We start from the raw sequence: 17,687 nt of genomic DNA, 5'->3' as shown, positions 1-17,687 counted from the left end.
TGCCGGAATTCCCCAGATGTGTGACAGGAGTGCACGCATGACCATTCAGTCCGATCAGGCCGTCGCCGATCGCCAGCTCTTCATAGACGGCAAGTTCCGCCCCTCCGAGAGCGGCGCGAGCCGCGAGGTCGTCAACCCCGCCACGGAGGAGGTGATCTGCCGGGTCGCCTGGGGAACGGTGGCCGACGTGGAGCAGGCCGTCGATGCCGCGCAGCGGGCCTTCGAGGGAGGCGAGTGGCCCAAGCTGACGCTCAAGCAGCGCGGCCGGCTGCTGCAGCGGATCGCCGACGCGATCGAGGAGCACGCCGAGGAGCTGGCCCTGCTCGAGTCGCTGGACGTGGGCAAGCCGATCGCCTTCACCCGCGGCTTCGACGTGCCCGCCGCCGCCGACCTGTTCCGCTACTACGGCGGTCTGGTCGAGCAGTTGGAGGGCTCCGCCCGGCCCGCGGGTTCGCGCTCGCTCGCCTACACCCGCCGGGAGCCGCTCGGTGTGGTCGCGGCCATCACCCCGTTCAACTTCCCGCTCAACCTGCTGGTCAACAAGCTCGCCCCGGCGCTCGCCGCGGGCAACACCTTCGTCCACAAGCCGGCCGAGCAGACCCCGCTGTCCACGCTGCGGCTCGCCGAGATCCTGTCCGAGGCCGGCCTGCCCGCCGGTGTCTTCAACGTGGTAACGGGTGACGGCGCCACGGTCGGCGCCAGGCTCGCCGAGCACCCCGGCGTCCACAAGCTCGCCTTCACCGGCTCCACCGAGACCGGCAAGCGGCTGATCGCCACCGCCGCCGGGACCCTGAAGAAGGTCACCGCCGAGCTGGGCGGCAAGGGCGCCAACATCGTCTTCGCCGACGCGGATCTCGATGCCGTCACCCAGTGGGCCTTCCAGGCGGCCTTCTTCAACACCGGGCAGTTCTGCATGAGCGGCTCGCGGCTGCTGGTGCAGCGCCCCGTGTACCAGGAGATGGTCGACCGGATGGCGGCCGCGGCCGGCGCCGTCACCGTCGGCGACCCGCTGGACCCGCAGACCGTTCTCGGGCCGCTGGCCCACCGCGCACAGCTGGACCGGGTCGTGGAGTACGTGGCCATCGCCAGGGCGGAGGGCGCGGTGCTGCGCGCCGGCGGCACCGCCGGCACGACCGGTGGCGGCGACGGCCGCGGCTTCTACCACCTGCCGACGGTCTTCTCCGACGTCACCCCGCAGATGCGCATCGCCCAGGAGGAGGTCTTCGGGCCGGTGCTGACCATCACCCCCTTCGACACCGAGGACGAGGCCGTGACGATCGCCAACGGCACGCCCTTCGGGCTGGCCGCCGGCCTGCACACCTCGGACGTGTCGCGGGCGCACCAGGTCGCAGCCCGGCTGGAGGCGGGCATCGTCTGGGTGAACGCCTGGGCAATGTTCGAGAACAGCACTCCCTTCGGCGGCTACAAGCAGTCCGGCTACGGCCGCGAGCTCGGTCCTGAGGGCATCGAGGAGTACCTGCAGCTGAAGACCGTGGTCATCAACGCCGAATGAGCGACACCCGATCCGGCGCGGCGGCCTGCCGTGCCGGATCGGCGAACGGCACGGGGGTGAGGGCCGAGTCCGGCCCTCACCCCCGGGCGTTTCCGAACACACACCCACCCGCCAACGGAGGTTGGACATGACGTCCCTCGCCGACCAGACCATTCTCATCACCGGTGCCACCGACGGGCTCGGCCGAGCCCTGGCACACCAACTCGCCGTACGCGGCGCGAGCTTGATCCTGCACGGCCGTAGCGGCGAGAAGGGCCGCGAACTGCTGACCGAGCTGCGCTCGTCCACCGGCAACGAGCGGCTCAGCTTCGTACGGGCCGACTTCGCCTCACTCGACGAGATCCAGGCCCTGGCCGAGCGCCTCCTGGACGTCGGGCGCCTCGACGTGCTGGTCAACAACGCCGGCATCGGCGTCGAGCGGGCCCGCCAGGAGAGCGAGGACGGGCTGGAACTCACCTTCCAGGTCGACTACCTGGCGACGTACGTGCTCAGCTGCCGGCTCGCACCGCTGCTGGTCCGCTCGGCGCCGGCCCGGATCGTGAACGTGTCCTCGGCCGGGCAGGCCCCGATCGACTTCAGCAATGTCATGCTGCGGCACGGCTGGGACGGCACGCAGGCCTACTGCCAGGCCAAGCTCGCGCAGATCATGCTCACCATAGACCTGGCCGAGGAGCTGGCCGGGACCGGCGTGACGGTCAACGCCCTGCACCCGGCCTCCTACATGCCCACGAAGATCGTGACGCATCTCTTCACCCCGCAGAGCACCATCGAGGAGGGCGTGGCGAACACCCTGCGACTCGTGGTGGAGCCCGAGTTCGCCGAGACCACGGGTCAGTACTTCAACCGCTCCCAGACGGCCAGGGCGGCCGCCCAGGCGTACGACGTGACGGCCCGGGCGCGGCTCAGGGAGATCAGCGAGAAGCTGACCGGCACGCCCTTCCCCTCCCTGCACGACAAGGACGCCGGACGGTAGGCCGTAGCGGGAACAGCACTGGGGGGCGCGGATCGGATCCGCGCCCCCCAGTGCTGTTCCCGCTACGCGATCCGGGCCAGCTCGTCCTCCGACTGGTCGACGTACCCCTGGCTGACCTCGATCACGACGCCGTCCGGGTCGGTCACCCACACGGTCTTCCAGCCGGGGATGAACGCGTCGAACTCCAGCGGGCCGAGGGAGACCGGCAGGGCGCCCCGGGCCTGCGCCAGGAACGCGTCCACGTCGTCCACCTGGAACGCCAGGTGCCGGGCCGCCCCGGGGTTCGCCGGGCCGTCGTCCTTGGTCTCGAAGAGCGGATCCGCGCTCGTCGCGAACAGCTCCAGGTAAACGTCGCCGCTGCGGAGGAAGACGACCCGGACGCCGTCCTCCTCGACCACCCGGGCTCGGCGGAACCCGAACCAGCGGGAGTAGAACTCCTCGGTGCGCTTCTGGTCACGGCAGTTGAGCCCGACATGGGACCAACGGGCCTCGATCATTGTCGTCATGACGGCCTCTCAGCTGGTGAGGATGGGGGCGAACGGCACGCTGTCGTGCACGTTCGTCATGTAGGTGATCTCTCCGTCGCTGATCCGGAAGTAGTTGCAGACATCGGCCTCGATCGTCGCGCCGGAGACGGTGCGGGCCGAGATGTGCGAGACGACGGCGGCCTGCTCGCCGTCCACCACGATGTGGACGGGCCTGTTGGCGAACGCCGCGTACGTCGTGGGGAACCCCTTCATCATCTCGCGCAGGGTCTCGCGGCCCTCGATGCGGCCGGCGAGCTGCTCGTCCATGGTCTGGTCGGGGGCGAAGAGGTCGCACCAGGCGTCCCACTCCCCCGCGTTGGCGAGCTCGTAGTAGCGCTTCACCACGTCCTGAGTGTTCATGGTCTCCTTCTCTCGGTGTCGGTACTTCACTGCGGGAGGGGAACGCCTATCTGGGCCATCAGCCCTGCGGTGTCGGCCTGCACCCAGCGCTCCACGACCCGGTCGTTCTCGAGCCGGTAGACCTCGAGGCTGGTCCAGGTGACCTCCTTGCCGGTCGGCTCGATGCCGAAGAACGGCGCGACGTGCCGGCCGGTGAAGGTGATGTGCATGACGACCCGGTCCTCGCCGGCGGCGTAGAGCGCGTCGAGATGGGCGGTGAAGTCGAGCGCCTCGTGGGCGGCGATGATGATGCCCTTCAGCTGGTCCAGGCTCTCCACGCTCCAGGCCGGGTTCCGGTCGACGAAGGAGGTGGCGAAGAGGTCGTCGAGGGCGTCGTACTGCCGTGCGTTGACGGCCTCGCTGACCCGGCGGACCAGCTTGACGTTGTCCGACTCCGACGACAGCTGCTCGCGCAGGCCGAGCAGGTCGTCCGTCGCCCAGCGCTCGGCGAACCGGCCGTCCGCCACCCGCCAGATCTCGGTGGTCTCCCACTCCACCTCCCGGCCGGTCGGGGCGATACCCAGGACCGTCCCGACGTGCTTGCCGGTCAGCCGCACCCGGGTGACGACCTTGTCGCCGACCTCCAGGATCTCCTCGAGCTCACCGTGGATCTGCAGGGACTCGTGGGCGTTGCGCAGCGCCGCCCGGTAGGAGTCGAGGCCGCTGATGTCGAAACCCTGGTGGTGGTCCTCGAAGGCGGGGGCGATCACCTCGTCGATCTCCCGGTAGTCGCTCGCGTTGAACGCGTCGAGGAACCGTCGGTAGAGCTTGCTGTTGGGCTGCTGAGCTGTCGTCACTGTTCGCCTCCAGGAATGGTGGTGCGATGGCTGTTCAGGATGAGATCGGCTGCCTTCTCGCCGATCATCACGCAGGCTGCATTGGTGTTTCCGGCCACGATCTCCGGCATGATCGAGGCGTCCGCGACCCGGAGCCCTTCGATGCCGTGGACCTTGAGCTCGGCGTCCACGACGGCGTTCGCGTCCTCGCCCATCCGGCAGGTGCCGACCGGGTGCCAGAGTGTCGAGGCGTTGGCCCTGATGTACTCGCGCAGGTCGGCGTCCTCGGTGATCTGCTCGCCGGGTGCGAGCTCCTCGCCCCGGAGACCGTCGAAGGCGCCGGTGCGGGCGAGTTCGCGGGCCAGCTTCAGCCCGTGGACGAGGACCTCGAGGTCCGCCTCGCTCTCCAGGTAGTTCGCCCTGACCTCGGCGGTCGCCGACGGGTCGTCGCTGCGCAGCCGCACCTCGCCCCGGCTCTCCGGGAGCAGCGCGATGGGGGCGAAGGTGAAGCCCGGCCCCTCCCACTGGTCCGGCGAGGCGGTGGGAGGCAGGAACTTGACCGGCCCGAAGGTGAACTGGAGGTCCGGCGACGGGAACTGTCCCGAGTCTCCGGCGAGCGGGCAAGTAGGGTTGCCGCCGGTGTGGGTGAACAGGCCCGCCTCCGAGAGCAGGGCGCCGGCGGGGTGCTCCTGCCTCGACCCGTAGCAGACCGGGACGAACACGTGGTCCTGCAGGTTCTTTCCCACCCCGGGCAGGTCCTGCACGGCGGCGATACCGTGCTCCTTGAGATGCTGCGCGGGGCCGATGCCCGACAGCATCAGCAGCTTCGGGCCCTCGAACGCGCCCGCGCTGACGATGACTTCACGGCCGGCCTCCACCAAGTGGAGCTCGCCGTCCTGCAGGTACTCGATGCCCACCACCCGTCGGCCGGCCGTGACCAGCCGGGTGGCCTGGGCCCGGACCTCGACCCGGAGGTTGGGGCGGTCCAGTACCGGGTTCAGGTACGCGGTGGCGGTGCTGCTGCGCCGGTTCTCCCCGGTGCGCGTGGTCTGGTAGAAGAAGCCGTTGCCATGCTGCCGGGGCCCGTTGTAGTCGAACGGCTCGGCCGAGCCGTAGCCGAGTTCGCCGGCGGCCCGGACGAAGGCCCTGGCGACGGGGCTGGGCTCGTCGAGAGCCCGTACGTGGACCGGCCCGCCGCCACCGCGGAGCGGGGACTCCGCCCCCGGTCCGGCGTAGCTCTCCGCCCGCTTGAAGTACGGCAGGACGTCCTCGAACGCCCAACCGGCGTTGCCCTGGTGGCTCCAGCGGTCGTAGTCGGCGGGGTTTCCCCGTACCCACATCAGCGCGTTCACGGAGCTGCTGCCGCCGACCACCTTGCCCCGGGCAACCGGGACGGTGCGGCCGCCCAGCTGCTGCTCGGGCTCGGTCGCGTACCCCCAGTCGAGCTGCGGGCTCCACTCGGAGGTCAGCAGGGCCAGCACCGAGCCGGCGTCGACCCGGTGGATCTCCGGCCGCTCGTCCCAGTCGCCCGCTTCGAGCAGGAGCACGGTGCGATCCGGGTCGGCGCTGAGGCGGTTGGCTATGACCGAGCCCGAGGAGCCGGCGCCGACCACGACGTAGTCGACCGAGGCTGCTGAGGCCATCACGGCCGCCCGTCGACGGGCACCCGATCCAGCGTGCCCACCCGGTACTTGACGATGCGCAACCGCTGCCCCGGCTCCTTGCGCAGCTGCCAGCTCTGGTTCACGCGGAACGCGGACCGGGTGCCGTCGGCGGTCTGCGTGGCGCTCCAGACCACGGTGACGGCGACGTCCACGAGGTCACCGCGGTGGTCGGCCCGCAGCTTCTCGACCGTGTGGCTCTGGTCGGCGAAGGCCTTGCCGACCGCCTCGTACCAGTCCGCGAAGTCGGCGTGACTGTAGAGGGTGCGCTCCGGGAATGCCATTTCCAGATCGGTTTCGGCAATGCGGGCCAGGAGGCGTTCGACCGGCTCGTGATGACTGAGTTCATCGAACCACTCCTGTGCGAAATTCGCCACGGACTCGTCTTCCATGGACGTTCCTCCATTCGTCGTCGATCGAGTTGTCCGAATCTCCGTCGGCGCCGAAAACGTACGATTGCGCGGAACGGCGTGTCAACGCCGAGAGCCCGGGCGCGGGGCGGCCAACGGGCCTGTGGTGGAGGTGAATCGGCGGCGGCCGGACAGGCCTTTCCCGTCTCTGAACTGGCACTTCCGCACGCACCGGGGATCCGTCCGGCGGGCATGAAGGCGGCGCCCACCCGGCAGGCGCGGCCATGAGCCGGGTGCTACTTTTTGAAGTCGCATTCACACCGGAACCACGGACGCGGCGCAGCGGGCGAACGTCGGGAATGCGAGGCGAATTCCGGGCTCAGGAGTAGCGCAACTGCTCGTCCAAGTCGGATCCGCGCCCTTCCGGGGTGAGGTCGAACATGTTCCACCCACCGGCTCCGGCCATCACGCCGGAACACGGCGAGCATGGGCATCGATGTGCCCTCCCCCGTCTCGGCGAGGCCCGTCACGGCAGCCGGAGCCGCCGCCGGGAGCGGACCGAACCATGGCATGCCCCTTTCAAAAGCGGCGGTTTGCTGCCACGCTGTCCTCCTGGCCTCAGGGGTGGGGAGCGCCTCTCTGCGGCCGCCCGTACGGGTGGTGTCGAGACAACGCGCCTTTCTGCACGGCCGTCTGACCTCTCATCACCCAGCGGGCCAAGCGGCGCCCCTGTCTAACGAGAGGTCCGATGAGAAGCAGACTCCTCCCCTTCGTCACCGGCGCCGCGCTCCTCGCGGCCGCCGGCGCGGCGACCCTCGCCACCCCCAACGTGGCGAGTGCCGCCGACTGCACGCCGGCCCAGGTGGTGGCCAACAGCGGTTTCGAGTCCGGAAGTTCGCCCTGGTCCGCGTCGAGCGGGGTGATCACCAGCGGCGGCGGCCAGAGCGCCCACTCCGGCAGTTCCTTCGCCTGGCTCGACGGGTACGGCTCCTCCCACACCGACACCCTCTCCCAGACCGTCACCCTGCCGGCCGGGTGCAGCACGGCCACCCTGACGCTCTGGCTGCACGTCGACACCGCCGAGACGACCACCTCGACGGCGTACGACAAGCTGACCGCCAAGATCGGCGGCACCACGCTGGCGACGTACTCCAACCTGGACGCCAAGTCCGGGTACCTGCAGAAGTCCTTCGACGTGTCCTCCTTCGCCGGCCAGAGCGTCGCGCTCTCCTTCACCGGCGTGGAGGACTCGGGCCTGCAGACCAGCTTCGTCCTCGACGACCTCGCGCTCGACGTGTCCGGAGGCGGCACCACGCCGCCGCCCACCGGCGACTCGACGCGTACGCCGGCCTCGCCCGGCTACACCGTCAACCTCACCAGCGACGCCTCGGGCAGCACGTGGAACGGGCACGAGAGCGTGAGCTTCACCAACGCCTCGGCCACCCCGCTCAACGAGGTGTACCTGCGGCTGTGGGACAACGCGCACGGCAGCTGCCCCACCACACCGATCACGGTGACCAACGTGACCGGCGGCACCGCGGCCGCCCTGTCGGTCAACTGCACCGCCCTCAAGGTCACCCTGCCCGCACCGCTCGGCCAGGGGCAGAGCGGCACAGTCGGCTTCGACCTCGGCATCAGCGTGCCGAGCGGCGCCGACCGGTTCGGCCACGACGGGGCGTTCAACTTCATCGGCAACGCCCTGCCGGTGCTGGCGGTCAGGGACGCCTCGGGCTGGCACCTGGACCCGTACACCAACAACGGCGAGTCCTTCTACTCGCTGGCCTCGGACTTCAGCGTCACCCTCGACCACCCGTCGAGCCTGCTGGTGCCCGCCACCGGCACCTCGGTGGACACCCCGGGATCCGCCGGACGTACGGTCACCAAGGCGACGGCGAGCAAGGTCCGCGACTTCGCCTGGGCCGCAGGGCCGTTCACCAAGATCTCCGGCACCTCGCCGGGCGGGGTGAAGGTCAACGTCTACTCGGTGACCGGGATCAGCTCCTCGGACTCCCAGTCGATGCTGAGCACCGCCACCTCGGCGCTCGACTCGCACGCACAGCGCTTCGGCGCCTACCCGTACACCGAGGCGGACGTCGTCCTGGACAACAACTTCTGGTTCGGCGGCATGGAGTACCCGGGGTTCGTCCTCGACCTGGTCAGCACCACGGCGCTGACCCACGAGCTCGGCCACCAGTGGTTCTACGGCATCGTGGGTGACGACGAGTACAACAGCCCCTGGCTGGACGAGTCGTTCACCGACTACGCCACCGACCTCGCCCTCGGCAAGACCGGCTCCGGCTGCTGGAGCAGCGTCTCCTGGGCCTCCTCGGCCGAGAAGATCACCAACTCGATGGCGTACTGGGACGCCCACTCCTCGCGGTACTCGACCGTCGTCTACGGCTACGGCAAGTGCGCCCTGCACGACCTCCGGCGCCAGATAGGCGACACCGCGATGACCAAGCTGCTCCACGACTACGCGCAGGCCCACTGGTACGGCGTCTCGACCACGGCCGAGTTCAAGGCCGCGGCCCAGGCCGCCACCACCACCGACCTGACCTCCTTCTGGACCCAGCACCGCATCGAGGGCTGACCCCCGACGAGACCCCGCCCGGGCGCGCGGTGCGCCCGGGCGGGGTCTGTCGTGCCCGGACACCGGTCCGGGCTAGTGCCGTCGCAACGCACCATGGATGAAGGCCGCCTGGCCGGCGTGCTGCAGGTCGTCGGAGATGACGCTCACCAGTCGTACGCCCAGCGTCACGGGCGGGGTCCAGTTGTCGTCCACGATCCGGTCGAGGTCGGCGTCACTGAGCCCGCGCACGAAGTCGACGGTGTACTCGTGCACGGCGTCGTAGTAGTCGGTGAGCAGCTTGGCGGAGTCCACACGTACGGCGGCGACCTCCTTGCTCGTGTGACCGAATCCGGTCGACCTGACGGGGAAGGGGAGGTCGAAGCGGTCGGCCCATCCCTGTGCGGTCCAGATCTGCTCGGTGCCCGCGACGTCGGCGATGTGGTCGTCCTGAATACGCGTCAGATGCCAGACCAGCCAGGCGATCGTGTTGGCCCCCTCGTCGAGACGTTCGGTCAGTTCCTCGGGAGTGAGACGTCGGACGGCGTCGTGGACGGTCTCCCGGACCCGGCCGAAGGCATCGGCCAAAAGATCCGCGCTGTTCATACGGGACTCCTTGCTGGGGCGCTGTGGCAGCGGCGTCCGATGGTGATCACAACCTTCCGATTGTGCGCGTCCACCGGCTCATGGGGCACGACGACCCGCGGGGAAGCCGCTGAGCTTCGCGCTACCGCGCCGATACTCCCGGGATATGGGGATCGATGAGTATGACCGGCAGGTGCGGTAACCGTCCGGGGAGGCGCAGTGACAGAGCCGATCGGCGTTCGCCGGGGCGTTCGCCGCCCGGCGCGCCGGCCCTCGTGCCCTGACCCGTCCCTCGTTCACCCGTCCCCGCTCGGCGACGGGAAGCTCAGACCCGGCGCTGCCCGGTCTGCGTCGAGAGCCCGTGTCGGCTGTACCGGCGTTCCCCGGCCGACGCGCACTCCCGTCCGTTGACCTGTCCGGTCCGCTGAGGACGCCCGCCCGGCGGCGCTCATGCCCGGAAACCACTGCCCGGCGCTGATAGCGCCGGGACCGCGAGCTGCAGCCGCGGGTAGAGGCACGCCCGCCACAGGTGCCGTCCGGAACTTCCTGATCACATCACTATCCGAGGAACCGCCTTGTCCGAATACACCGATATTGCCGGATTGGGCCTGCTGGTCCGTACGTATCCGGCGGAAGTGGTCGACACGGCGATCGCGTCGTGCGGTCGGACCGAGCAGCGACGGCGCCTGCTGTCGGCCCGGTTGATGGTCTACTTCGTCCTGGCGATGGCGCTGTTCTCCCCGGCCCCCTACCTGGACGTGATGCGCCGCCTCACCTCGGGCCTGCGCTGGGGAGGGCTCTGGGGCGAGGAGCAGATGCCCAGCAAGGCGAGCATCTTCCAGGCCCGCGAGCGGCTGGGCAGCGGCCCGCTGAACGCGCTCTTCCGGGCCACCATGCGCCCGCTGGCCACCGCGGAGGACCGGGACTCGCACTGGCGGGGGCGGCGCCTGCTGCTCGTCGAGGAGCATCTCCTCGCCCTGGCCGAGGGGGTCGGCCAGACCCCGCGACTGCACGTCAGCGGGCTGGTGGAGAGCGGCACCGGCGCGGTCCTGGACGCCGTCTGGGCCGCCTCCGAATCGGCCCGTACGCTGCTGCGCTCCACCGAACCCGGCACCGTACTGCTCGCCGACGGACTACCGCTGGACGCCGACCTGGCCTCCGCCGCGGCGGCGAGCGGCGTCGACCTCGTCTGGCGGCTGCAGGCCGTCCGGCTCCCCTTCCAGCCCCAGCGGCCGCTGCCCGACGGATCGTTCCTCTTCGGTTGGCGCGGACTGCCCCTGCGGGTGATCGCCCCCGACGTCGTCACCACCCTGCTGGACCCCTTCGCGGCACCGGCCGCCGAGCTGCTCGAGCTCCACGCTCGGGCCGCCGGCAGCCGCGGCTCGCTGCGCGACGCGCTGCTCGGCGCGGAGCCCGGCACCGGCCCGCTGGCCAGCAGGACCACCGACGGGATCCACCAGGAGATCTACGGGCGACTGCTGGTCCACTACGCGATGCGCCAGTCCATGCAGTACGCACACTCCACCCCGATCCGACACGAACAATCCCGCATGCCCGAATTCGCACGATAGCGCCCGGCCGGAGCCGTTAATCAAACGGCATTGCTGCTCGGATAAGCGGCGGATAATGTTCTGAGAGCGGAGAGATGACGAACAGTCAATTTCCGGCACGGACATCCAGCACTACGACGAAGGATGAATTGATGCGCATCAAGGCTGCTCTCGCCGTCGGTATCGCCGGTGCCGCTCTCGCCACGCTCGGCGCCGCCGGCACGGCCTCGGCCGGCAACTCGCTGACGCTGTACTACAACTCGAACTACGCGGGCAACTGGGCGAACTTCACGTCCAACGTCTCGAACTTCGCCGGCTACTACTTCATCGACGGCCAGCCGGTGAAGAACAACGCGGCCTCGGCGTGGAACTTCGGCTCCAGCACCGCGACCATCTACTTCAACTCCAACTACGCCGGCGCCTCCGACCGCCTGGCCCCGGGCACCGGCCAGGCCCGCCTCGCGAACACCTACAACGAGAACGCCTCGCTGCGCTTCTCCTGAGCCCCGCCGGCCGGCCCCACTCCGGTCAAAGGAAAAGCTCCGCGCCAACGACGAAGGATGAATCCATGCGCATGAAGTCCGTTCTCGCCCTCGGTATCGCGGGTGCCGCTCTCGCCACGCTCGGTGCCGCCGGCACCGCCTCGGCGGACAACCACGTCGGCCTGTTCTACAACTCGAACTACGCGGGCGACCAGGCCCACTTCTACTCCAACATCCCGGACTTCGCGGGCTACGTCTTCATCCACGGCCAGCCCATCAAGAACAACGCGGCCTCGGCCTTCAACTACGGCACCAGCACCGCGACGATCTACTTCAACTCCAACTACGCGGGCACCTACGACCGGCTCGCCCCGGGCACCGGCGAGACCCGCCTGGTGCACACCTACAACGAGAACGCCTCGCTGCGCTTCTCCTAGGCCGCACCGGCCGGCCGGGCCCAGCCCCGGCCGGCCACGCCCTGGTTTCCAGCACGGTTCAACGAGGAGTCCCAGGCATGCCCGGTCGTTCCCGCCTCCTGTCCTCCCTGGCGGCCGCTCTCTGCGCCGCGGCAGTCCTGGCCTCGGCGTCGGGCTGCTCCGGCTCCGCCGACGCCGCGACGCCCGCGCCGGCCCCCACCCCCACGGTGCTGGACAGCACCGGCCTGCGGCTGCCGGTCGCGGCCTACCTGTTGAGCCCGGACACCCAGCTCCAGCTCGACAAGGCGTCCCAGGTGCTGGTCAAGCAGTGCATGCAGCGCTACGGCCTCACCTTCACGGACCAGCAGGCGGCTCCGAAGAGTGCGCCCGCCACCGTCACCGAGATGCGCTACGGAGTGACCAACCCCGAGCAGGCCAGGACCACCGGCTACCACTTCGGACCGGCCAATCCCGGATACCTGCCACCGAGCAACGAGACCGCGCCGCCGGAGAACACCGATCCCGGGTACCAGCTCGTACTCAACGGGAACGGAACCCCGGGGAAGTCCGCCGGTACGCCGACGCCCTACGGTTCGCAGACGGTCCAGCCGGGCGGCTGCATGGGCGAGATGGGTGCCAGGCTCTCGGCCGGGGCCACCTTCCTCGGCGAGGCCTCGCTGATCCATCAGATCGACGGCCAGAGCTTCTCCGAGTCCCTGAAGGCTCCCGCCGTGCAGACCGTCTTCCAGGCCTGGTCCGCGTGCATGCTCGCCAAGGGCTACCACTACGCGACCCCGATGGACGCCGTGAACGATCCGGCTTTCAGCAAGTCCGCCCTCGGCAAGGACGAACAGCAGACCGCCCAGGCGGACGTGGCCTGCAAGCAGCAGGGCAACGTCGTCGGCGTCTGGTTCACGGCCGAGGTGGACCGGCAGAACGCCCTGATGGCCCAGCACAAGGACGAGCTGCGGACCATCAACATCCAGATGCAGAAGCAGGCGGCCGTCTTCGCCGACGTCCTGCGCAGCGCGGGCTGACCCCTCCCGCGGCAGACACCGACAGATCGCCGGAGGCCGGTCGGGCCGCAACCCGACCGGCCTCCGGCGTACCCGCCTCCGCCCTATCCGCGGAGGCATCCGGATGAGTGGATTCCATGGAGGCGATGCCCCGGCGCAGCAGAGAGTGACCAATATCTCCACATCCCGACCGGGCCGTGAAGGAACTCCTGGGTCGTGCTCGTAGTTTCCTCGAACGATCTGTCGACCCATCAGCTGACGGAGCCTTCCCGAGCCACGGGGAGAGCCCGGGTGGAGACCAAGGAGACTCATTGGCCCGCAAACCACGACCCGTCAATCCGGCCGACGGTCCGATACAGGCCTTCGCGTACGACCTCCGGGCGGTCCGCGAGGAGGCGGGGAATCCGACCTACCGCGCGCTCGCCGCGCTGGCCGGATTCAGCGCCACGACCCTGAGCGATGCCGCCGGCGGCGTGCGGCAGCCGAGCCTGGAGGTGACGCTGGCGTACGTCGGAGCGTGCGGCGGCGACGTCGAGCGGTGGAAGCGACGATGGTACGAACTCGACCGCTTGACCGCCTGCGAGAGCGCTGCCACCGAGCCGGAGCGGGAGGATCCCGCCGTCGCCGACCACGAGCCGGATCTGGCGGTGTCCGTCCTCCCGTCGGCCGAGGACGGCGACACCTCCGGCCCCCCGGCCCCCCGCCATCGCTCGCCCCTGCGGTCCACCGGCGGTGTCGCGCTCGCCATCGCCCTGGCCCTCGCCGTCGTGCTCGGCCTGCTCGCCCTGCGGCTGACCGCGCAGACGGGGGCGGCGCACCAGGCGGCGGCGCCGAGTACCGACGCGTCGGCCTCGCCGTCCTCATCGACGAGCTGTCCGCCGCCCGCTCAGGCGCCGCGGGCCTTCTCCGGCAAGACGTACAACGTCAACACGCTCATCCGGAGCGGCGCCAGCCTGAGTGCGGCCGTGGTGCTCCAGGCACCGGCGGGATGCGCATTGGACTTCACCGGCTACTGCCTCGGCGACATTGTCACCGACACCACCTCGGGGTCGGCCGACATGCGCTGGTTCATGGTCAGCCAGGGCGGGGTGGTCTCCTCGGCGGTCGTCCACGGCAATCCCCCCAGCACCCTGCAGCCGAGCCCGTGCCCGGACAGCGTCCCGCCGCCCTCGGCCGTCTCGCTGTCGATGGTCCCGCAGGGAGCCGGCCCGGACACCGTCGAGCTGCGGGCCACCGGGACGCACGTGGCGATCGTGGGGTTCGCCGCGTACTACGCCGCGGGCGGCCAGACCTCACAGCCCGTGCAGTGGCACCAGGTCGGGCTCTCCCACGAGGCGGCGGCCGGCTTTGCGGTGCCGTGGCGGCTCGGGCCGCTGCGCACCGCTACGTCGAACGACGGGCCGATCCCCGTGGTGGCGGTCGCCTGCCTCGGCGGGGACGGACCGACCACGGTCGTCGACGCCCGGCAGATCCGGCTCGACGACCCGAGCACCTGGCAACCCGCCACCCTGGCGCAGGCCGACCTCACCAAGGCCGAGCGGGCCGCCTGCCGTTACCCCGACCGGGGCTGACCTCCCGCTATCTCGGTGGCGCACGGCGCTCGTGGATCACGGAGAACTCCGCCCTCCGTGATCCGCGGGCACGCCCGGAGTCCCCCGTACCGCGACGCGACCGGGACGATACGGCGCCTGCGGAGAATACGGACGGCGACGTTTCCGCCGTATCGGCGTCCGTGGCGTTCGGCCACGAAGTACACCCCGAACCCACGAAAACACCGTCGCCGCATCCGTGTTCCCCGCTCCGGGAGGAGAGCCTTGAAGCTCACCCATGTCCTGCGCCGAATAGCCGGCGCAGCAGCAGCGGCCGTCGCCTTGGGCCTGCTGACCTTCACCACCGCACCGAGCGCCTCGGCCGCCACGGGCACGAGCGCGGCCACCCTGGCCGCCGCCAACGTGGGCAAGACCGCCGGCACCTGTGCCAACACTCCGACGTACAACAGCCTCGGCGGCTCCCAGTTCGAGCACAGCTGCGCGGGCGGCTACTCGGGTGGTCCCGAGTACTGGTGCGCGGACTTCGTGCAGTGGGTCTGGGGGAACTCCGGCTTCTACACGGGCGGTCTGACCGCCGCTGCCGCCAGCTTCCAGACCTACGGCCAGAACAACGGCACCCTGCACACCTCGGCCTCGTACAGCCCGCAGCCGGGTGACGCGGTGGTGTACGGCAGCGTCCACGACACCGAGATCCACCATGTCGGCATCGTGACCGCGGTGAACTCCGACGGTTCCATCACGACCGCCAACGGGGACTGGAACGGCACCCCCGGCGCCGGCTCGATGGCCGAGTACGCGGTGAGCTCCAAGGTCGTCTCGGTCACCATCTCGGCGAGCGAGAAGGCCGTGGGCAAGCAGCCGAGCAACGTCGACCCCGCCGACGGCTACTACATCGTCGGCTACACCACGCCCACCACGAGCGGCTCGGGTGACAACCCGCTGCCCGGGAACCCGTACGGCCCGCGAGCCGTGTGCGGCACCGGCTTCGGCGTGATCGACTCGCACGACCTCGGTGGCGCCACCGTCTTCCTGCTCTACAACGCCTCCTCCGGCTCCAACTGTGTCGTGACGCTGGCGGCGAACCCGGCCGGCGCGGTCGCGATGAACGCCACGCTCAGCGTTCAGGGCGGCGCGTCCCTCGGCAACCCGGGCAGCTTCACCTACTACGCCGGCCCGGTCACCCTGCCCGCCGCCGGCGCGTGCGTGAAGTGGGGCGGCTCGTTCAAGAGCACCTCGTGGACCAGTGCCTGGAGCCACTGCGGCTGACACCCGGCCCCTCCTCCCCACCTGCCCCGTCCGACCGTCCACGGCCTGCGTTGTACGGAATTGATTGACCGGCGCCTGCCAAAGGCCCCGGACAACCCCACCCGGGATAGAACGGTGGCGATGATCGGCAGCGCCGGGCCGTGGGCCCGGCCGTCGCAGCGCGACACTAGAGGTCTGGGGGGCACGGCGGATGGAGTTCGGGATTCTGGGGCCACTGCTGGTACGGGATGGCGCGGAGGTCCGCGTCATCCCGGCGGCCAAACAGCGCATCCTGCTGGCGGCGCTCCTGGTACGGCGGGGCCAGTTGGTGCCCGCGGAGCAGCTGGTGGAGACCGTGTGGGACGACCGTCCGCCCCGGAGCGCCGCCACCACCCTGCGCAACTACGTCATGCGGCTCCGCAAGGGCCTGGGGAACGCCGGGGAGCGCATCGAGACCCGGGCCGGCGGCTACCTGATCACCGTCGAGCCGGGCGAATTCGACGCCGACCGCCTGGTGGCGCTGCGCGACCTGGGCGCCGACGCGCTGCGGCAGGGCGCGTTCGAGCGCGCCACCACGCTGCTCGACGAGGCCCTCGGCCTCTGGCGCGGCCCGGCGCTGGTGGACGTTCCCTCGGACTCGGTACGGCGGTTGGAGGCCGACCGGCTCGCCGAGGCCCGGCTGGACATCCTCGAGTCGAAGCTGGACGCCGAACTCCACCTGGGCCACCACGCGGCGCTGTTCGCCGAGTTGCGCACGCTCACGGCGACCCACCCCGAGCGGGAGCGCTTCTGGGTCCAGCTGATGACCGCGCTGTACCGGAGCGGCCGCCAGTCGGAGGCACTGGCCGTCTACCAGCAGGTGCGGCAGATCCTGACGAAGGAGATCGGCGTCGAGCCCGGCACGGAGCTGAGGGCGGTGCACCAGCGCATCCTCAGCGCCGACCCGAGCCTGGACGACCCGGCTCCCGCCCAGGACACCGAGGAGCACGGGATCGGCCGGCCGGTCTCCCCGACGCCCTTCCAACTCCCTCCCGATCTGACGGACTTCACCGGACGTACCGCGGAGGTGCTCGATCTGACGGCCAGGCTCACCACGGCGTCCCGGCGGTCGGCCGTGATCGCGGTGGTGTCGGGCCAGCCGGGCGTGGGAAAGAGCGCGCTGGCCGGCCATGTCGCCCATGCCGCCCGCTTCTCCCATCCGGACGGCACCCTGTACGCCGACCTGAGGGGGACTCAGCGTGAGCCCGCCTCGGCTCACGCCGTGCTCGGGAGCTTCCTGCTCGCCCTGGGCCTCCCCGCCCACACGATCCCGGCCGACCTCGACGAACGGACGGCGCTCTACCGGTCCGTGCTCGCCGGACGGCAGCTCCTGGTCGTCCTCGACAACGCGCGGGACAGCGCCCAGGTCCGTCCGCTGCTGCCGGGTGACCCCGCGAACGCCGCCCTGATCACCAGCCGCGCACGGCTCTCCGACCTGGCCGGGGCGCATCCGGTCGAACTGGACGTCATGACCGAGGCGGAGGCGCTGCTGTTCCTCGAACGCGTCCTCGGCCCGGCCCGCCCGGCCGCCGATCCCCGGGCGACGGCCGAACTGGCGGCCGCCTGCGGGGGGCTGCCGCTGGCCCTGCGCATCTGCGCGGCGCGCCTGTCCGCCCGGCCGTCCTGGACCGTCCGGCACCTGGCCGACCGGCTGACCGGCGAGCGGCAGTTGTTCGACGAGCTCAGCCTGGGCAGTCTCGACGTCCGGGCCAGCTTCGCCGCCAGCTACGAGGCACTGGATCCGGCCGCCGCCCGGGCCTTCCGCCTGCTGTCCCTCCCGGGCTCGGCCACGGTCCGGATCGAGACCGCGGCCCGGCTCCTGGACCAGCCCGTGTCCCACACCGAGCGCATCCTCGAGCGCCTCGTCGACGCCCACCTGCTGCGCGCCGAGGAGCCGGGCAGCTACCGGTACGACGGCCTGCTGCACGCCTTCGCACGCGAGCAGAGCGTCCTGCGGGGCCTCGAGCCCGAACGGTGGCACGCGCCGCCCCGCCGTACGGCCCGCCACCGTGAACCCGACGGCGTCCTGGTCTGCTGAG

Annotated in this window: 16 protein-coding genes; 10 read left to right on the top strand and 6 right to left on the bottom strand. The window is 70.5% G+C overall.

The genetic code is table 11. The features are described from left to right. The first annotated feature begins 37 nt into the window (after positions 1–37). On the top strand, positions 38–1,513 hold the full coding sequence (locus tag FB465_RS27330; RefSeq protein ID WP_145794709.1) for an aldehyde dehydrogenase family protein: 1,476 nt from the start codon (positions 38–40) through the stop codon (positions 1,511–1,513). 127 nt (positions 1,514–1,640) lie between these two features. Next, the gene (locus tag FB465_RS27325) at positions 1,641–2,486 is read left to right on the top strand and encodes an SDR family NAD(P)-dependent oxidoreductase (protein WP_145794707.1); all 846 of its coding nucleotides are present in this window, start codon (positions 1,641–1,643) and stop codon (positions 2,484–2,486) included. Between the two features lie 62 nt (positions 2,487–2,548). Here the strand turns inward: FB465_RS27325 and FB465_RS27320 are convergent, their stop codons facing one another. The 5 genes from FB465_RS27320 to FB465_RS27300 are packed head-to-tail and all read right to left on the bottom strand — an operon-like array spanning position 2,549 to position 6,241. After that, complete coding sequence (locus tag FB465_RS27320) at positions 2,549–2,992, bottom strand: VOC family protein (protein WP_145794705.1); 444 nt, start codon at positions 2,990–2,992, stop codon at positions 2,549–2,551. A 9-nt stretch (positions 2,993–3,001) separates the two neighbouring features. Further along, the gene (locus tag FB465_RS27315; protein ID WP_145794704.1) at positions 3,002–3,373 is read right to left on the bottom strand and encodes a nuclear transport factor 2 family protein; all 372 of its coding nucleotides are present in this window, start codon (positions 3,371–3,373) and stop codon (positions 3,002–3,004) included. Between the two features lie 26 nt (positions 3,374–3,399). After that, positions 3,400–4,209, bottom strand: coding sequence for an ester cyclase (locus FB465_RS27310; protein ID WP_145794702.1), 810 nt, complete (start codon positions 4,207–4,209; stop codon positions 3,400–3,402). After that, complete coding sequence (locus FB465_RS27305) at positions 4,206–5,831, bottom strand: GMC family oxidoreductase (protein WP_145794700.1); 1,626 nt, start codon at positions 5,829–5,831, stop codon at positions 4,206–4,208. Before FB465_RS27305 ends, FB465_RS27310 begins: the two co-directional genes overlap by 4 nt. Next, positions 5,831–6,241 (bottom strand): nuclear transport factor 2-like protein, encoded by a 411-nt coding sequence (locus FB465_RS27300; RefSeq protein ID WP_145794698.1) that lies wholly within the window; start codon positions 6,239–6,241, stop codon positions 5,831–5,833. Before FB465_RS27300 ends, FB465_RS27305 begins: the two co-directional genes overlap by 1 nt. 706 nt (positions 6,242–6,947) lie before the next feature. Between FB465_RS27300 and FB465_RS27295 the strand changes: the two genes are divergently transcribed. Then, the gene (locus tag FB465_RS27295) at positions 6,948–8,789 is read left to right on the top strand and encodes a M1 family metallopeptidase (protein ID WP_145794697.1); all 1,842 of its coding nucleotides are present in this window, start codon (positions 6,948–6,950) and stop codon (positions 8,787–8,789) included. A gap of 72 nt (positions 8,790–8,861) precedes the next feature. Here the strand turns inward: FB465_RS27295 and FB465_RS27290 are convergent, their stop codons facing one another. Then, positions 8,862–9,371, bottom strand: coding sequence for a mycothiol transferase (locus tag FB465_RS27290; protein ID WP_145794695.1), 510 nt, complete (start codon positions 9,369–9,371; stop codon positions 8,862–8,864). 554 nt (positions 9,372–9,925) lie between these two features. Here FB465_RS27290 and FB465_RS27285 point away from each other — a divergent pair. The 7 genes from FB465_RS27285 (at position 9,926) to FB465_RS27255 (ending at position 17,686) form a co-directional block, all read left to right on the top strand. Next, the gene (locus FB465_RS27285; RefSeq protein ID WP_145794693.1) at positions 9,926–10,921 is read left to right on the top strand and encodes a transposase domain-containing protein; all 996 of its coding nucleotides are present in this window, start codon (positions 9,926–9,928) and stop codon (positions 10,919–10,921) included. Between the two features lie 131 nt (positions 10,922–11,052). Continuing rightward, positions 11,053–11,403 carry a peptidase inhibitor family I36 protein gene (locus FB465_RS27280; RefSeq protein ID WP_145794691.1) on the top strand — a complete coding sequence of 117 codons (351 nt, stop codon included), beginning with the start codon at positions 11,053–11,055 and terminating at the stop codon, positions 11,401–11,403. A gap of 65 nt (positions 11,404–11,468) precedes the next feature. Continuing rightward, entirely contained in the window at positions 11,469–11,819 is a 351-nt protein-coding gene (locus FB465_RS27275; protein WP_145794689.1) for a peptidase inhibitor family I36 protein, read from the top strand. A gap of 77 nt (positions 11,820–11,896) precedes the next feature. Further along, complete coding sequence (locus tag FB465_RS27270; RefSeq protein WP_145794688.1) at positions 11,897–12,835, top strand: hypothetical protein; 939 nt, start codon at positions 11,897–11,899, stop codon at positions 12,833–12,835. Between the two features lie 290 nt (positions 12,836–13,125). After that, on the top strand, positions 13,126–14,385 hold the full coding sequence (locus FB465_RS27265) for a helix-turn-helix domain-containing protein (protein ID WP_145794686.1): 1,260 nt from the start codon (positions 13,126–13,128) through the stop codon (positions 14,383–14,385). Positions 14,386–14,628: 243 nt separating this feature from the next. Continuing rightward, a complete protein-coding gene (locus FB465_RS27260; protein ID WP_170290698.1) occupies positions 14,629–15,630 on the top strand; it encodes a CHAP domain-containing protein in 1,002 nt (333 codons plus the stop codon). Between the two features lie 190 nt (positions 15,631–15,820). Further along, a complete protein-coding gene (locus FB465_RS27255) occupies positions 15,821–17,686 on the top strand; it encodes an AfsR/SARP family transcriptional regulator (RefSeq protein ID WP_145794683.1) in 1,866 nt (621 codons plus the stop codon). The last annotated feature ends 1 nt before the right edge of the window (position 17,687 follow it).

The organism is Kitasatospora atroaurantiaca, assembly GCF_007828955.1.
Taxonomy (GTDB): domain Bacteria; phylum Actinomycetota; class Actinomycetes; order Streptomycetales; family Streptomycetaceae; genus Kitasatospora; species Kitasatospora atroaurantiaca.
The sequence above is the reverse complement of the archived record's forward strand: the minus strand, read 5'-3'. Positions and strand labels throughout refer to the sequence as shown.

Excerpts from the sequence above, each read along its gene's own strand:
- FB465_RS27255 (WP_145794683.1), top strand. The coding sequence starts at position 15,821 with ATGGAGTTCGGGATTCTGGGGCCACTGCTGGTACGGGATGGCGCGGAG.
- FB465_RS27330 (WP_145794709.1), top strand. The coding sequence starts at position 38 with ATGACCATTCAGTCCGATCAGGCCGTCGCCGATCGCCAGCTCTTCATA.
- FB465_RS27325 (WP_145794707.1), top strand. The coding sequence starts at position 1,641 with ATGACGTCCCTCGCCGACCAGACCATTCTCATCACCGGTGCCACCGAC.
- FB465_RS27320 (WP_145794705.1), bottom strand. The coding sequence starts at position 2,992 with ATGACGACAATGATCGAGGCCCGTTGGTCCCATGTCGGGCTCAACTGC.
- FB465_RS27280 (WP_145794691.1), top strand. The coding sequence starts at position 11,053 with ATGCGCATCAAGGCTGCTCTCGCCGTCGGTATCGCCGGTGCCGCTCTC.
- FB465_RS27270 (WP_145794688.1), top strand. The coding sequence starts at position 11,897 with ATGCCCGGTCGTTCCCGCCTCCTGTCCTCCCTGGCGGCCGCTCTCTGC.
- FB465_RS27305 (WP_145794700.1), bottom strand. The coding sequence starts at position 5,831 with ATGGCCTCAGCAGCCTCGGTCGACTACGTCGTGGTCGGCGCCGGCTCC.
- FB465_RS27275 (WP_145794689.1), top strand. The coding sequence starts at position 11,469 with ATGCGCATGAAGTCCGTTCTCGCCCTCGGTATCGCGGGTGCCGCTCTC.
- FB465_RS27300 (WP_145794698.1), bottom strand. The coding sequence starts at position 6,241 with ATGGAAGACGAGTCCGTGGCGAATTTCGCACAGGAGTGGTTCGATGAA.
- FB465_RS27295 (WP_145794697.1), top strand. The coding sequence starts at position 6,948 with ATGAGAAGCAGACTCCTCCCCTTCGTCACCGGCGCCGCGCTCCTCGCG.
- FB465_RS27290 (WP_145794695.1), bottom strand. The coding sequence starts at position 9,371 with ATGAACAGCGCGGATCTTTTGGCCGATGCCTTCGGCCGGGTCCGGGAG.
- FB465_RS27315 (WP_145794704.1), bottom strand. The coding sequence starts at position 3,373 with ATGAACACTCAGGACGTGGTGAAGCGCTACTACGAGCTCGCCAACGCG.